Source organism: Nocardioides sp. NPDC023903, assembly GCF_040639295.1.
Lineage (GTDB): Bacteria > Actinomycetota > Actinomycetes > Propionibacteriales > Nocardioidaceae > Nocardioides.
This window is the reverse complement of sequence record NZ_JBEZZS010000006.1, coordinates 15,835-30,354: the sequence shown is the minus strand read 5'-3', so window position 1 is coordinate 30,354 and position 14,520 is coordinate 15,835. Positions and strand designations below refer to the sequence as shown.

The window sequence follows — 14,520 nt, the reverse complement described above, 5'->3', positions numbered from 1 at the left end:
TAGGCCTGCCGGGATAGCGTGATGCCGATGGACACAGGCTTCCGCTCTCTCGCAGACCAGTTGCGCTCTTGGCCCACAGAGCGCATCTCACGCCTGCTTCTTGCTCGTCCTGATCTCGCCACGCCGTCCCCTCATGACTCCGGCCAACTCGCCGCCCGAGCAGCCACTCGCACATCCTTGCACTACGCGATGGATGACCTTAACCATCTCGAGCTGATCGTGCTTGATGCCGTTGTCCTCGCGAATCAAACCACCAAAGCCCACTTATCTTCCATGCTGAACGCTGAAGTGGACGCCGCGACACGGGCACTTTCTCATCTGGAGGACACCTGCCTCGTGTGGCACTCCCTCGACGGCCTGCGCGCCGTGACCGGTGTCTCGGCCGTGCTGCGGGGCTCGCCGGGCACCTCCGGGCTCCAGCCGTTCGCCGCTGACCAGGAAGAAGTCGTACGCAGCCTGGCGGCTGTGTCCGCAGAGGCACGCGCGATGCTGGAGGCCGTCGACGCCGGCGGCGGGCAGGCCTCCTCCTCCCGCGCGCGCCCGGGTATATCTGTGGCCGAGGCCGCCGGGCCGGCGGAGGAGCTGATCGCCCGCGGGCTGCTGGTGTCCTCGGGCGACGGGATGCTGACCCTGCCCGGCGAGGTCGGGCTCGCGCTGCGGGGCGGGCGGACGACGGTCGCCCCCGTGGACGTCCCGCCGCCCCTGCCGACCTCCACGCGGGCCTCCAACATGGTCGACCGGGCGGCCGCGGGCGCCGCCTTCGAGCTCGTACGCAACCTCGAGCTGCTCCTCGACGCCTGGAGCGCGACGCCGCCCCGGTCGCTGCGCGGCGGCGCGGGGCTGACGGTCCGGGACCTGAAGACGACCGCCGAGCGGCTCCATGTCACCGAGCCCACGGCGGCGTTGCTGATCGAGGTCGCCTGGGCCTCGGGGCTGCTCGCGCTCGGCACCGACGAGGAGGGCGATCCGTCCTGGATGCCGACCGAGCTCTTCGACCAGTGGCTCCAGCAGCCCTTGGCGGCCCGCTGGTCGCACGTCGCAGGCGCCTGGCTGGCCTCGCCGCGCCTTCCCGGGCTCGTCGGCCAGCGCGACCCTGCCGGGAAGACGTGGAACGCGCTGGCCCCCGATCTGGCCGGGGCCTCGGCCGTGGCGACGAGGCGGCAGACCCTGGGCCTGCTCGCAGCCCTGCCGGACGGTGAGGTCCTCGCCGCCGGCACCGGCCCTGCCGCGGTCGTCACCCGCCTCGCCTGGGAGCGGCCGCGCCGGCCGCGCACCCGCACCGAGTCCCGCGAGTCGCTGGTGGCCTGGACGCTCACCGAGGCGGAGACCCTCGGGCTCGCCGCGTTCGGGGGGCTGGCTGCGTACGGTCGGCTGCTGGTGGCGGGCGAGGACCCGGTCCCGACCCTGGCCGGGCTGCTGCCGGAGCCGGTCGACCACGTGCTGCTCCAGGGTGACCTGACCGCGGTCGCGCCGGGGCCGCTGGAGCCCGCGCTGGCGCGCACCCTGGCCGTGGTGGCAACCGTGGAGTCGCACGGCGGGGCGACGGTCTACCGGTTCACCAAGGAGTCCGTGCGCCGGGCCATGGACCGCGGCTGGACCGCCACCGAGATCCACGCGTTCCTCGCCGCAGCCTCCCGCACCCCCGTCCCGCAGGCGCTGACCTATCTGGTCGACGACACGGCGCGTACGTTCGGGACGGTCCGAGTCGGGTTCGCCTCCGCCTACCTGCGCAGCGACGACGAGGCCTCGCTGGCCGAGCTGCTGGCCCACCCGGCGGCCGAGTCCCTGGGGCTGCGGCGGCTGGCGCCGACGGTGGTCGTCAGCACCGTCGCGCTCGACTCGCTCCTCCCCCGGCTGCGCGAGCTGGGCCTGGCCCCGGTCGTCGAGGCACCCGACGGATCCGTCCACGTCGCGCGCCCCGACGCCAAGCGCGCCAAGGCCCGCAACGGCCAGCGTCCGCCAGGTGTCCAGGAGGCCCATCTCGCCGCGCGTGCGTCCGCGGTCGCGGCGAGAGTCAAGGCGGGCGACGAGACCGCGGCCTCCCGTCCGGCTCCGGCCGAGCCGGCCTCCACCATGGCGATCCTTCACGAGGCCATCGATGCCGGGGAGCAGGTCGTGATCTCCTACGTCGACGGCCGCGGCGTCGGCGGCGAGGCGCGCGTCGAGCCGTTGGGGATCGACGGCGGTTCTCTCGCGGCCCGGGTCGAGGACGACGTACGTTCCTTCGCGCTGTCCCGGATCAGGAGTGTGCGCCCGACGTCGCCGTAGGCTGGTGCGGTGAACGACGGCCCCCTGATCGTCCAGTCGGACAAGACGCTGCTGCTCGAGGTCGACCATGCCCGGGCAGGTGAGTGTCGCAAGGCGATCGCGCCGTTCGCCGAGCTGGAGCGGTCACCGGAGCACATCCACACCTACCGGCTGACGCCGCTGGGGCTGTGGAACGCGCGCGCGGCAGGGCACGACGCCGAGCAGGTGGTGGACACGCTGCTGGAGTTCTCCCGCTATCCCGTACCGCACTCCCTGCTGGTCGATGTCGCCGAGACGATGGCCCGCTACGGCCGGCTCCGTCTCGAGAAGAACCCGGCCAACGGGCTGGTGCTGGTCTCCTCCGATCGGGCAGTGCTGGAAGAGGTCATCCGGGCGAAGAAGGTCGCCGGGATGCTGGGCGAACGGCTCGATGACGACACCGTCGTCGTCCACCCCTCCGAGCGCGGCAACCTCAAGCAGGCCCTGCTCAAGCTCGGCTGGCCAGCCGAGGACTATGCGGGCTACGTCGACGGCGAGGCCCACGCGATCGCGCTGGACAACACGGACTGGACGCTGCGCCCGTACCAGTCGGAGGCGGCCGAGTCGTTCTGGCACGGCGGCTCCGGCGTCGTCGTGCTCCCCTGCGGCGCCGGCAAGACGCTGGTCGGCGCCGCCGCCATGGCGCATGCCCAGGCGACCACGCTGATCCTCGTCACCAACACCGTCTCCGCGCGGCAATGGAAGGACGAGCTCGTACGCCGCACCTCACTGACCCCGGACGAGATCGGCGAATACTCGGGCTCGGTCAAGGAGATCCGGCCGGTCACGATCGCCACCTACCAGGTGCTGACCATGCGCCGGAAGGGCGCCTATCCCCATCTGGAGCTGCTCGACGCACGCGACTGGGGGCTGGTCGTCTACGACGAGGTCCACCTCCTTCCCGCTCCGATCTTCCGGATGACCGCCGACCTGCAGGCGCGGCGCCGGCTCGGCCTGACTGCGACGCTGGTGCGTGAGGACGGGCGCGAGGGCGACGTGTTCTCCCTGATCGGTCCCAAGCGCTACGACGCTCCGTGGAAGGACATCGAGGCGCAGGGCTGGATCGCCCCGGCGGACTGCGTCGAGGTGCGGGTGACGTTGCCCGCCGACGAGCGGCTCGTCTACGCCACCGCCGAGCCCGACGAGCGCTACCGGATCGCCTCGTGCACACACCACAAGATCGACGTGGTCAAGGAGATCGTCGCCTCCCACGCCGGCAAGCCGACGCTCGTGATCGGGCAGTATCTCGAGCAGCTCGACGAGATCGCCGCCTCGCTCGACGCCCCGGTGATCGAGGGCAAGACGTCGGTCAAGGAGCGACAGCGGCTCTTCAACGCCTTTCGCTCCGGCGAGCTCGACCTGCTGGTCGTCTCCAAGGTCGCCAACTTCTCCATCGACCTGCCCTCGGCCGAGGTCGCGATCCAGGTCTCCGGAGCCTACGGCTCCCGCCAGGAGGAGGCCCAGCGGCTCGGCCGGCTGCTGCGCCCCGGCGACGGCAACAAGACCGCGCACTTCTACACGATCGTCTCCCGCGACACCGTCGACGCCGACTTCGCCCAGAACCGCCAGCGCTTCCTGTCCGAGCAGGGCTATGCGTACCGGATCATCGACGCCGACTCCTTGGACGACCTCACGTCCTGACCGGTTGAATCGTTGGTCGTGGCCGGATGCGGCCAAGTCGCTGCACGTGGAATGTGACGCACGCCATACTCGGTGAAGCGTTTCAATTCCTCGACCCCAGGAGTCAGCGTGCGCCGACACATCGCCGGGCTGGTCACGGCCACCCTCGCCGTCGTCCTCTCACCCGCACTGCCCCCACTCGCCGCCAGCGCCGTCCCATCGACCGAAAGCGTGGGCTCCGTCCCCGTCGTCGACGAGCTGCGTACGAATGCGCTGGTCGATCCGCTCGGCATCGCGACGACCGCCCCCACCCTGGGGTGGCAGCTCGACTCCGACCGCCGCGGGGTGACCCAGAAGGCGTACCAGATCCGGGTCGCGTCCTCGGAACGACGGCTCACCTCGCCCGACGTGTGGGACAGCCGGAAGGTGAAATCCGGGCAGTCCGTCGACGTCCGGTACGCCGGGCCTGCTCTGAAGCCACGCACGGACTACGTGTGGTCGGTGCGGGTCTGGGACGACGAGGGCGTCGTCTCCGCGTGGAGTGATCCGGCGACGTTCGCCACCGGCCTCGGCAAGGAGGCGTGGACCGCGGACTGGATCGGCGCGGAGACTCCTGAGCTGGGCGCGGAGTGGACCGACTACACGATCGAGTTCACCGCCTCCGACATCGGCGGAGCCCTCGGCGTCTACTTCCGTGGCGAGAACACCGAGAACGCCTACATGTGGCAGTTCAGCGAGTCGGACGACGCGCTCCGTCCGCACGTGAAGCGCAACGGCGGCTACTCCGTGCTGCCCGCGAAGCCGGTCCCGAGCGGCTTCGACTTCGCAGCTGAGCACGACTATGCGATCACCGTCGCGGGCGACACCATCACGACCACGATCGACGGCCAGCAGCTCGACCAGCGCACCGATGCCACCTTCGCCGGGCCCGGGGTCATGGGCTTCCGCACCAGCGGTGCCGAGCACGGCCTGGTCCACGACGTGACCGTGACCAGTGCCGGTGGCACCGCCCTGGTCGACACGGACTTCCCGACCGGCGACCGCACCTTCACGGCCGGCACCGTGACCGCCGACGGCCTCCGGGTCGACAACGCCGGCGGCGAGGCGTGGCTTCGCGGCGACGACGCGGTGCCGCTGCTGCGCAAGGAGGTCGACCTGGGCGAGAAGAGCATCACCCGTGCCCGCGTCTACGCCTCGGCGCGCGGCGTCTACGAGCTGCGCCTCAACGGCAAGCGGGTCGGCGACGCCGAGCTGGCGCCCGGCTGGACGGCGTACGACAAGCGCATCGACTACCAGACCTACGACGTGACCGATCTGGTGCGCTCGGGATCCAACGTGTTCGGGGCCGAGGTCGCGCCCGGCTGGTACTCCGGCAAGGTCGCGATGTTCGGCACCGACGTCTACGGCACCGCCAACTCCGTGATCGCCGAGCTCGTCGTCGACTACTCCGACGGCACCAGCGAGGTCGTACGCACCGACGACACCTGGCGCACCACCGGTGGACCGACCCGCGAGGCCGACCTCCTCGACGGTGAGTGGTACGACGCCCGCCGCGCGGCGGAGGTCGACGGCTGGGACCGAGCCGGATATGACGACCAGGACTGGGCCGCCGTCGCCGTCCGGGACGAGCCGACCGACGTGCTCGAGCCACAGACGGCCGTCGACGTACGCGTCACCGAGGAGCTCGAGACCGCCAAGCGGATCGACTCCCCCACCGACGGCGTCTACCTCTACGACCTCGGCCAGAACATGGTCGGCCACGTCCGTCTCACCCTGCAGGGCGAGAAGGGCCAGACGGTCAAGATCCGCCACGGCGAGGTGCTCAACCCCGACGGCACCCTCTACACCGCCAACCTCCGCAGTGCGAAGGCCACGGACACCTACACCTTCGGGTCGGACGAGCCGGAGACGTACGAGCCGTCCTTCACCTTCCACGGCTTCCGCTACGTCGAGATCTCTGGGCTAGACGAGGCGCCCGATGCCTCCGACATCGTGGGCGTCGTGGTGGGCACCGACGGCGACCTGGCCAGCAAGCTGGACACCAGCTCGGACCTGGTCGACCAACTGCAGAGCAACATCGTGTGGGGCATGCGCGGCAACTTCCTCTCCGTCCCGACCGACACCCCGGCTCGCGACGAGCGGATGGGGTGGACCGGCGACATCAACGTGTTCGCCCGGACGGCGGTCTACAACATGGACTCCGAGTCGTTCCTGACCAAGTGGCTGCAGGACCTGCGTGACACCCAGCGGCCGAACGGATCGCTGCCCGGCGTCGCCCCGGTCGTCCCGGGCCGCTTCGACGGCGGGTACGAGTCGGCCGGCTGGATGGACGCGGGCGTGCACGTGCCCTGGACGCTGTGGCAGGCCTACGGCGACACCGGCGTCATCACGGAGAACTACGACATGATGAAGCGCTACGTCGACTTCCTCGACGCCGACTCGACCGGACACATCCGGTCCGCCGGCGGCTACCTGGACTGGCTCAACCTCGACGACCCGACGCCCGCGGACGTCCTGGACACCGCCTTCGTCGCGAAGAGCACCCGGGAGTTCGCGCAGATGGCGAAGGCCATCGGCAGGGACGCCGACGCGGCCGCCTACCAGGCTCGCTTCGAGGCGATCCGGGCGGCGTACCAGCAGGCGTTCATCGCCGCCGACGGCTCCGTCAAGGGCGACAGCCAGACGGCGTACATCCTCACCCTGACCAACGACCTCGAGCCCGAGGACCGTCGCGATGCGGTCTACGACCAGTTCGTGCAGACGCTCGAGCGGCGTGACTACCACCTCTCGACCGGGTTCCTCGGCGTCGACGGGCTGCTGCCCGCACTGACCAAGGCCGGACGCACCGACATCGCCTACCGGCTGCTGCAGCACGAGGACTACCCGTCGTGGGGTTACGAGATCGGCAAGGGTGCCACCACGATCTGGGAGCGCTGGAACTCGATCAACCCGGACGGCACGTTCAACGACGTGGGCATGAACTCCTTCAACCACTACGCCTACGGCGCCGTCGGCGAGTGGATGTATCGCACCATGGCCGGGGTCTCGGCCGCCGAGCCCGGCTACCGCAAGATCATGATCGCGCCCGAGCCCGGAGAGGGTGTCGACGACGTCGACTACAGCCTGCAGACCCCGTACGGCACCGTACGCAGCGCGTGGTCGACCGGCGACGGGCCGATGACCCTTGACGTGACCGTCCCGGCCAACACGACCGCCGAGGTGCGGATCCCGGCCGCCAACCGGTGGGCGGTGACCGAGGGCGGCTCGCCGATCGAGGACTCGGACGACGTCGAGTTCGTGCGCGAGGACGTGGGCGTGGTCGTTCTCGAGGTCGGATCCGGTGACTACAGCTTCGCGGTCGCTCCCGCCCTCGGGGACCTCGGCGCCGCTCGGGCGGAGGCTGCTGCGACGGCTGCGAAGGTCTACTCCTTGAGCCTCGCCGGCCCCGCGGGCAGTGCCGCCAAGCGCGACCTCGCGAAGCGGACCGCGCTGCTGCGCGGCGAGATCGACGAGGCCTGGGAGCTCGCCGCTGGCGACACCGAGGCGGAGCGGATCGCTGAGGCGGTCCACGGTGCCCTCGCAGCGGCCGCGAACCTGGACCGTGCCGTCCAGATGTACGCCGACAGCGGCATGCTCACCGAAGCGACCGCGGCAGGTCTGCGCGATCGGCTGACGACGATCGAGAAGAGCCTCTCGCGCGCTTCGGCCCGGCTGGTCGGCGCGGTCGCCGTCCTGCAGGTCCCCGGCGAGGAGGTCCTCCCTGGCGATGTCGTCGGGGTGTCGGTGCGGGTCGACAACTCCGGCAAGCAGTCGCTGAAGGAGGTGGCCTCGTCGCTCGAGGTGCCGGAGGGATGGACCGCCGAGCCGGTCGGTGCGCCCGTCGACACCGTGCCCGCAGGCGGACAGGTCGAGCACGCCTACGAGGTCACGGTGCCGGAGGATGCCGCTGTCGGTCCCACGGAGCTGAGCGGTGAGCTGTCCTACAGCCGCTCGGGCGGCACCGCCAGCCTCCCGGTGGGAGGCACGCTGATAGTCGGACCCGGCGTGCAGATCACCGCGACGTCGAGCGCCCCGGCGTCGGTCGACGGCGGACAGACCGCGACCATCACCGCCACGCTGCACAACCGCAGCGACGTCACCCAGCGCGGCGAGCTCTCATTGACCGGTCCTGCCAGCTGGTCGGCGGAGCCGGTGGGCTACGAGATCCCGGCCGGCCAGGACGCCGAAGTCGATGTCGAGGTCGTCGTGCCGCAGACGGTCGTGGCCGGCCAGGTGCCCCTGACCGTCGCGACCGGTGCGACGCCGTCGGAGCAGGCGGCGGCCACCGTGACCGTCGGACTCGCGACGCCACCCTCTGAGTCGACCGACCACATCGACCTCGGCGAGGCGACCTCGGAGACAGCGCACGGACTGACCGCCTCCGAGCGGTCGGGGACCAATCAGGAGGCCGGGCTGACCCGCCGCTACACACACTCCTCCTACCCCGGCGGCTGGTTCGAGTTCGACGCCGCGGTGCCGACGGATGGATCGTTCGTGGTCCGCATCGTCGAGACGTTCGACGGTGCGCGACGCAAGACCTATGACGTCGAGCTCGACGGTCAGGTCGCGCACAGCGTCGACCTGACCCGCACCGGCGGCGGGCAGGGCACGATGACCCACCAGTTCCTGGTGGAGCCCTCGGCGCTGAGCGCGGACGGCTCGGTGCGGATCCGGTTCCGGGACACCGGCGCCGACTACGACCCGTCGGTCGCCGACGTGTGGGTGGTGCCGGTGGCATGAGCCTCACCCGAGCGCAACGACGCGGAGCTGGTGAGGTGGTGGACAGTTCTGCACCCATTGGTCCCGACACTCGCGGCACAACAGATACGTGTGAGTGCACCGGTCATCGGGACAGAGCACGGTCACCGCGTACGCCGCTACCTCGCCACAAGGCTCCGCGTCGCTGTCCGGGCTGCCACAGCTGCACTCACAGGCAGGCCGCTCGCCGAGCTCCTCCTCGAGCCGCTCGATCTCCTCATCGATGGTCGTGCTGATGGTCATGACATCTCCTCCGTCTGGATCGGATGTCGTCCTCACCACCACCTAAACAGAGACCACCGACAGTTCTGCCTCATGGATCGTGGTCTCGAAGCCGAGATCGGGCCGTGAGCCTCCGACCGGGGTCAGCTGCACGACGACCCCGGTCGCGACATCCAGCGCGATGTCGTACGCCTCGGGGTAGACCGTCTCCGGGGACGGCTGCCAGCCCGGGTCACCGTCGCCGTACTCGTCGCGGTCGGAGACCCAGGACCACAGCAGCGGACAACAACCGCACCGCGGCTCGTACTCGTCTCCGGGCACCGCCCTCGCCCACCAGGTCTCCCGGCCCGCTCGCTCCTCCGAGCGCAGGTCGCTCAGCATGACGTCGGCGGAGAGCTCCTCGGGATCGAGCATCGACACGAAGAAGTAGTTGTTCCACATCGGGTCGTCGATGTCGTGGGTGTAGGCCCGCGACCGGCTCTCCACGAGACCGTCGGCGCGCAGGACCGGCTCCGGATCGAACACCGGAGCATCGCCCCTCTCCACGCGATCGCCGTCGGCATCGCGTACGCGGAGCCAGCCGGGTCTGCGCAACCAGCATTCGACATCGCCTTCGTCCCGCGTCCGCCAGGTGAATTGCAGAGCGGTGAAGCGCCACGGCGACGACCGGGCGAGCGCGCGGAAGGTGTCCTCGGTCAGCGGGATCTCAGCTTCCATCGGACCCACCCTCGTCCAGCCAGCGACCGTTCCGCATCAGGTGGCGTCCCTCCAGCTCGTTGGACTCCCGCCAGGCCTGGATCTTCGTCGGCCGGACGCGGATCAGGCTGTCCGCCCAGATGCTCGGGTCGCCGCCCTGCTTCTCGGCGTAGATCTCCAGGACCCGCTTCGGCGTACGCTCCATCGGCTCGACCTCGGCACGCCCGTCGATGATCACGACGTCGCGCAGCTCGCCGAGCGCCAGGCGTACGACCGGGGAGGCGGAGAGGTTGCGCTGGGTGCGCGCACCGCCCATGCTCGCGATCCAGATCTCGTCCTCCCACCACACGAACGAGATCGGCACCAGCCACGGCTGATCATCGTGCGCGGAGGCGATCCACAGGTCGATGTCGTTCTCCAGCCGGGCGCGGGTGTCGGAGAGTCTCTCGGCGAGGAAGCGAGGGTCGGCAGCCATGGCCGCACCCTAAGCCGCGGTCGCCCCGGCGGCGTAGCGGTTTCCGGATGCGGCTTTGGGGGAGGATGGGCACATGGAGACCTGGGAGTTCGAGGCCGAGCTGTGGCCGTGGAAGGAAGCGACCGACGCCTGGATCTTCGTGACCGCGCCGCCCGAGGTCACCGAGGACATCCGCGAGGCGTCGATCGCGACCGGTCCGCCCCGTGGCTTCGGGTCGGTGAGGGTCGAGGCGCGGATCGGCACGACCACCTGGAGGACGTCGGTCTTCCCAGGTCAGGAAGGCTATGCACTGCCGATCAAGAAGGACGTACGCCGCCGGGAGGACCTCCAGGTCGGCGACCGCGCGCTCGTCTCGATCACCCTCGTCTGACCTTCGCGAAAATCCCGCGCGCAGCCGGCCACCGGCATGGTTGGCTCGGCCACGATGAGCACCCGAATGCACGACGACGAGCTGATGATCGACGAGGACCTGGTGCGGTCCCTGCTGAGGCGGGACCTCGCCGCGTACGCAGAGCTTCCCCTCCGCCCGCTGGACTCCACCGGGTCGACCAACAGGCTCTTCCGGCTGGGCGAGGAGCATCTCGTACGCCTCCCCCGCCAGCCCCGCGGATCAGCCACGATCACGCAGGAGGCGCGCTGGCTGCCCGCGTTCGCGACCAACCTCGCGGTGGCCACGCCCGAGGTGATGGCGGTCGGCGAACCGGGTTTCGGATACCCCGAGCGCTGGAGCGTCGTGCGCTGGCTCGACGGCGACAAGCCGGCCCCCGGCGCGGGTGACGTCACCGCCGCGGACCTGGCCTCGGTCGTGACCGGGCTCCGCCGGACCGAGGTGCCCCAGGAGGCGCTCGACGACCCCGAGCTGCGCTGGTATCGCGGCGAGCCGATCGCCGACTTCGACGCCGACGTCCGGTCGAGTCTGCGTGAGTGCCGCGAGCTCGCCGACCTCGAGCTGGACCTGGACGCGGTCGAGGCAGCATGGGACGAGGTGATGACGCTGCCCCCGGCGGCGACCGAGCCGCACTGGCTCCACGGCGACCTGCTCGCCGAGAACCTCCTCGCCCGCGACGGCCGCCTCACCGCCGTACTCGACTTCGGCGCCCTCTCCGTCGGCGACCCCACCGTCGACCTGATCTGCGCCTGGGAGCTCCTCGACGCCGCCGGCCGCGATGAGTTCCGCAGCATCCTCGACATCGACGACGCCACCTGGCTCCGCAGCCGCGGCTGGGCCCTCTTCATCGCCGTCATGACCTTCCCCTACTACTGGCAGACCATGCCCGTACGCTGCGCCGACCGCCTCGTCATGGCCCGCGCGGCGGTGGCGGGTTGAGCTCGGGTTGTGCCTAGCCGCGGCCTTTGAGCCGGGAGCGAAGGACAAGCCGGGCCGCGGGTCCGAGATCCTCGATGACCTCGACGAGCGTGCCGAGCTGCTCGAGGGAGGCGAAGGCCGACTCGGCGCCGGGGCGGTCAACGCCGTCGTACATGAGCAGGCCGATGAACGCCGAGCTGATCGCGCGCGACAGCCCAGGCGCGTCCACCACCCCCTCGACAGGGCTCCCCTCCAGGGCACGAGCGACCGCGGCCTCGATCTCCTCGTTCCACCGGCCCAACGCATAGCGCGCTGTCTCGGCCAGTGTCTTGTCCCGCTGCGCCCCGGCCAGGAGCTGAGCCATCACCGTGATGTTGCCTGCGGCTCGCTCGCGCTCATGGAGCCCCCGCCCGAGCGCCAGCAGCTCGCCCAGCGAGTTCACCTGCCCGAACTCATCCCGGTAGGACGCCGCCGCCTCGTCCGACACCGCCCGGCACGCCTGGTCGACGAGATCCACGACGGTTCCGAAGTGATAGAAGACCAGCGCCTGGTTGACCCCCGCCCGGTCGGCGACCGCTCGCGCCGAGAGTCCGGCGATCCCGTCCTCCTTGAGCAGGTCGGTGACCGCCAGCATCAGCTTGGCCTTGGTGGGGTTCATTCTGCGGCGGGCTCCTTGGTGACGAGCAGGTTGTAGCCGATCAGGACGAGACCGAGTATGCCGCCTCCGACGAAGCCTACGAACGCGCAGAGCAGGGCGATCCATGGCCCGGCATGGATCCATCCATCCGCCATCACGAATCGCGCGGCCGATACCAGCGTTCCCGCCAACGCGAAGTAGACGAAGGTCTCAGGAGTACGCAGCAACCGGATCCGCGCACGGCGGGTGATCGCACGACCGAAGAGCCCCGTGATCAGAGCGGCAACGGCACTCACGCCGACGAAGATCGCGAGGTCCTCCGAAACATCCAGGCTCGCCCCCGAGAACATGACCTTGCTGAGCAGCACAAACGAGAGTCCTGCGGCCACGATCGCCGGCCAGGCGCGGTCCACGACCACGGAGCGCCGAAGCAGCGACGCAGGCGCCACCAGAACCGCGAACGGCAGACCCACGATCGCGCCCATGACGGCTCCGGTCGCTCCCCCGAGGACCGTCCCGAGGACAGGCACGAGAAGCGTCCCGAACCCACCACCCACGACCAACCCGAGGACCACACCGAACAGCCATCCTCGGAGAAGCGCCCAGAAACAGATCCGCACTCGAACCACCATGTACGCCTCCTTCGGCCCATTTGAGCGATTGCTCAAATTCAAGGTAGCGCATCTCTTGAGCGATCGCTCAAATAGACCGTATGGTCGCACCATGAAGATCGTCATCCCCGGTGGAACCGGCCAGGTCGGAGGCATCCTGCGGCGTGCCTGGAGCACGCGAGGACATGAGGTCGTGGTGCTCTCGCGCCACCCCGAACAGCTGGAGGAAGGCGTACGGCATCAGGTCTGGGACGGCCGGACGATCGGTCCGTGGGCCGATGAGATCGACGGCGCGGACGTGGTGGTGAACCTCGCGGGCCGGACGGTCAGCTGCCGCTACACCGAGGCCAACCTGAAGCAGATGATGGATTCGCGGGTCGAGTCGACCAGGGTCGTCGGCGAGGCGATCGCCAAGGCATCGACTCCCCCGCGCACCTGGCTGCAGATGAGCACCGCGACGATCTACGCTCACCGTTTCGACGCTCCCAACGACGAGGCGACCGGCATCATCGGCGGAAGCGAGCCTGACGTCCCGGCCTACTGGGAGTTCTCGACGAGGATCGCCAAGAGCTGGGAGGCCGAGCAGTCCGCGGCGGCGACACCGCGGACCCGCAAGGTGGCGCTCCGCTCGGCGATGGTGATGAGCCCCGACAAGGGCGGCGTCCTCGACGTACTCCTCACCATGGCGCGCCTCGGCCTCGGCGGCCCGGTCGCCGGCGGGGAGCAGTTCGTCTCCTGGATCCACGAGACCGACTTCGTACGCGCCTGCGATCTGCTCATCGAGCGCGACGACATCGCCGGACCGGTGAACCTGGCAGCACCAGGACCACTGCCCCAGCGCGCCCTGATGCGCACGCTGCGGAAGGAGGCCGGGATGCCGATCGGGCTGCCCGCCACCCGCTGGATGGCGGAGATCGGGGCCTGGGCGCTGCGTACGGATACCGAACTGCTCCTCAAGAGCCGTCGCGTCGTCCCGGCAAGGCTGCGAGAAGCAGGCTTCGAGTTCGAGTACGCCGACTGGGCGGCCGCCGCCCGTGACCTCGTCGGCCAGGCACGGCGCCGGACGCGGCAGACAAACCAGTCGCATCGCCCTGCCGGATCGGCCACGATGAAAAGGTGACCCGTGCGACCTGGCAGCCCCGACCCGACAACGCCGAGACGCTGAGACGGTTCTTCGGCAAGGACGGGCGGCTGCTGACGATCCCGTCGAAACACGTCAAGAAGCTGGTGGTGCTCAACCAGCTCGCGCAGGCCTTCGAGCCCGGGAAGGTCTATCCCGAGCGGGAGGTCAACGAGATCCTGCGACGGTTCCACGACGACGTCGCCGCGCTGCGCCGCTATCTCCACGAAGAGGGGTTCATGATGCGCGAGGGCGGCTTCTACTGGCGCGACGGCGGGAGTGTCGACATCTGAGCGGCGACGGCGCCGCCCGATCGGGCATGATTCGGCCCATGACGATGCCGGACCAGTCGGGCCAGCCAATGCCCGGACAGCCGCCCGTGGGGTGGATCGACCTGACGATCCAGGGCAGCCACATGACCTCCAACATGATCGCGCCGACCGCGCTGCTCAACGGCCACCAGATGCCGACGCAGTACGGCCGCAATGTCTTCCCGGTGCCGCCCGGCCACTGGACCGTGGACATGTACACGCAGTGGACCTGGAAATTCGGCCGGGCCTCGATGAACTTCGACGTCGCCGAGGGACAGACCGTCCCCGTCTTCTACGCCGCCCCGTTCACCACGTTCAACAAGGGTGCGATCGGGCACGAGAAGCAGAGCAAGCCGGGTCTGCTCGGCTTCCTCGCGATGATGGCGGTGCTGGTGCTCATCGTGGTCGGCATCGTGATCGCGGTGAGCTGACGCACGGG

General features: G+C 69.9%; 13 protein-coding genes. 8 read left to right on the top strand and 5 right to left on the bottom strand.

Going from position 1 to position 14,520, the window contains the following annotated elements; all coding sequences use genetic code 11:
- Positions 1–273: 273 nt before the first annotated feature.
- The 3 genes from AB0F44_RS09010 to AB0F44_RS09000 all read left to right on the top strand — a co-directional run bounded on the left by AB0F44_RS09010 (position 274) and on the right by AB0F44_RS09000 (position 8,685).
- Positions 274–2,268: a helicase-associated domain-containing protein gene (locus AB0F44_RS09010; RefSeq protein WP_357354657.1), complete on the top strand. Its 1,995-nt coding sequence runs from the start codon at positions 274–276 to the stop codon at positions 2,266–2,268.
- Positions 2,269–2,277: 9 nt separating this feature from the next.
- Positions 2,278–3,927, top strand: a complete 1,650-nt coding sequence (locus AB0F44_RS09005; RefSeq protein ID WP_357354655.1) for a DNA repair helicase XPB — start codon at positions 2,278–2,280, stop codon at positions 3,925–3,927.
- Positions 3,928–4,035: 108 nt separating this feature from the next.
- Positions 4,036–8,685 (top strand): family 78 glycoside hydrolase catalytic domain, encoded by a 4,650-nt coding sequence (locus AB0F44_RS09000; protein WP_357354653.1) that lies wholly within the window; start codon positions 4,036–4,038, stop codon positions 8,683–8,685.
- A 3-nt stretch (positions 8,686–8,688) separates the two neighbouring features.
- Here the strand turns inward: AB0F44_RS09000 and AB0F44_RS08995 are convergent, their stop codons facing one another.
- From AB0F44_RS08995 to AB0F44_RS08985, 3 genes are read right to left on the bottom strand one after another with little or no spacing between them, the layout of a single operon-like run.
- A complete protein-coding gene (locus tag AB0F44_RS08995; protein ID WP_355224344.1) occupies positions 8,689–8,946 on the bottom strand; it encodes a hypothetical protein in 258 nt (85 codons plus the stop codon).
- Between the two features lie 42 nt (positions 8,947–8,988).
- Complete coding sequence (locus AB0F44_RS08990; protein ID WP_357354651.1) at positions 8,989–9,642, bottom strand: hypothetical protein; 654 nt, start codon at positions 9,640–9,642, stop codon at positions 8,989–8,991.
- Positions 9,632–10,096 carry a pyridoxamine 5'-phosphate oxidase family protein gene (locus AB0F44_RS08985; protein ID WP_357354649.1) on the bottom strand — a complete coding sequence of 155 codons (465 nt, stop codon included), beginning with the start codon at positions 10,094–10,096 and terminating at the stop codon, positions 9,632–9,634. Before AB0F44_RS08985 ends, AB0F44_RS08990 begins: the two co-directional genes overlap by 11 nt.
- A 73-nt stretch (positions 10,097–10,169) precedes the next feature.
- Between AB0F44_RS08985 and AB0F44_RS08980 the strand changes: the two genes are divergently transcribed.
- Positions 10,170–10,466: a DUF1905 domain-containing protein gene (locus AB0F44_RS08980; RefSeq protein ID WP_350660731.1), complete on the top strand. Its 297-nt coding sequence runs from the start codon at positions 10,170–10,172 to the stop codon at positions 10,464–10,466.
- Positions 10,467–10,520: 54 nt separating this feature from the next.
- Entirely contained in the window at positions 10,521–11,423 is a 903-nt protein-coding gene (locus AB0F44_RS08975; protein WP_357354646.1) for an aminoglycoside phosphotransferase family protein, read from the top strand.
- Between the two features lie 13 nt (positions 11,424–11,436).
- Here the strand turns inward: AB0F44_RS08975 and AB0F44_RS08970 are convergent, their stop codons facing one another.
- Entirely contained in the window at positions 11,437–12,060 is a 624-nt protein-coding gene (locus AB0F44_RS08970) for a TetR/AcrR family transcriptional regulator (RefSeq protein ID WP_357354644.1), read from the bottom strand.
- On the bottom strand, positions 12,057–12,671 hold the full coding sequence (locus AB0F44_RS08965; protein ID WP_357354642.1) for a hypothetical protein: 615 nt from the start codon (positions 12,669–12,671) through the stop codon (positions 12,057–12,059). Before AB0F44_RS08965 ends, AB0F44_RS08970 begins: the two co-directional genes overlap by 4 nt.
- Positions 12,672–12,762: 91 nt before the next feature.
- Between AB0F44_RS08965 and AB0F44_RS08960 the strand changes: the two genes are divergently transcribed.
- Genes AB0F44_RS08960 through AB0F44_RS08950 form a run of 3 tightly spaced genes read left to right on the top strand, consistent with a single transcriptional unit; the run spans position 12,763 to position 14,512 of the window.
- Positions 12,763–13,770, top strand: coding sequence for a TIGR01777 family oxidoreductase (locus AB0F44_RS08960; RefSeq protein ID WP_357354640.1), 1,008 nt, complete (start codon positions 12,763–12,765; stop codon positions 13,768–13,770).
- A complete protein-coding gene (locus AB0F44_RS08955) occupies positions 13,767–14,063 on the top strand; it encodes a DUF2087 domain-containing protein (RefSeq protein ID WP_357354638.1) in 297 nt (98 codons plus the stop codon). The genes AB0F44_RS08960 and AB0F44_RS08955 overlap by 4 nt, the downstream gene beginning before the upstream one ends.
- Positions 14,064–14,101: 38 nt before the next feature.
- Complete coding sequence (locus tag AB0F44_RS08950) at positions 14,102–14,512, top strand: hypothetical protein (RefSeq protein WP_357354636.1); 411 nt, start codon at positions 14,102–14,104, stop codon at positions 14,510–14,512.
- Positions 14,513–14,520: the final 8 nt, after the last annotated feature.

Excerpts from the sequence above, each read along its gene's own strand:
- AB0F44_RS09010 (WP_357354657.1), top strand. The coding sequence starts at position 274 with ATGCTGAACGCTGAAGTGGACGCCGCGACACGGGCACTTTCTCATCTG.
- AB0F44_RS08995 (WP_355224344.1), bottom strand. The coding sequence starts at position 8,946 with ATGACCATCAGCACGACCATCGATGAGGAGATCGAGCGGCTCGAGGAG.
- AB0F44_RS08990 (WP_357354651.1), bottom strand. The coding sequence starts at position 9,642 with ATGGAAGCTGAGATCCCGCTGACCGAGGACACCTTCCGCGCGCTCGCC.
- AB0F44_RS08985 (WP_357354649.1), bottom strand. The coding sequence starts at position 10,096 with ATGGCTGCCGACCCTCGCTTCCTCGCCGAGAGACTCTCCGACACCCGC.
- AB0F44_RS08980 (WP_350660731.1), top strand. The coding sequence starts at position 10,170 with ATGGAGACCTGGGAGTTCGAGGCCGAGCTGTGGCCGTGGAAGGAAGCG.
- AB0F44_RS08975 (WP_357354646.1), top strand. The coding sequence starts at position 10,521 with ATGAGCACCCGAATGCACGACGACGAGCTGATGATCGACGAGGACCTG.
- AB0F44_RS08970 (WP_357354644.1), bottom strand. The coding sequence starts at position 12,060 with ATGAACCCCACCAAGGCCAAGCTGATGCTGGCGGTCACCGACCTGCTC.
- AB0F44_RS08965 (WP_357354642.1), bottom strand. The coding sequence starts at position 12,671 with ATGGTGGTTCGAGTGCGGATCTGTTTCTGGGCGCTTCTCCGAGGATGG.
- AB0F44_RS08960 (WP_357354640.1), top strand. The coding sequence starts at position 12,763 with ATGAAGATCGTCATCCCCGGTGGAACCGGCCAGGTCGGAGGCATCCTG.
- AB0F44_RS08950 (WP_357354636.1), top strand. The coding sequence starts at position 14,102 with ATGACGATGCCGGACCAGTCGGGCCAGCCAATGCCCGGACAGCCGCCC.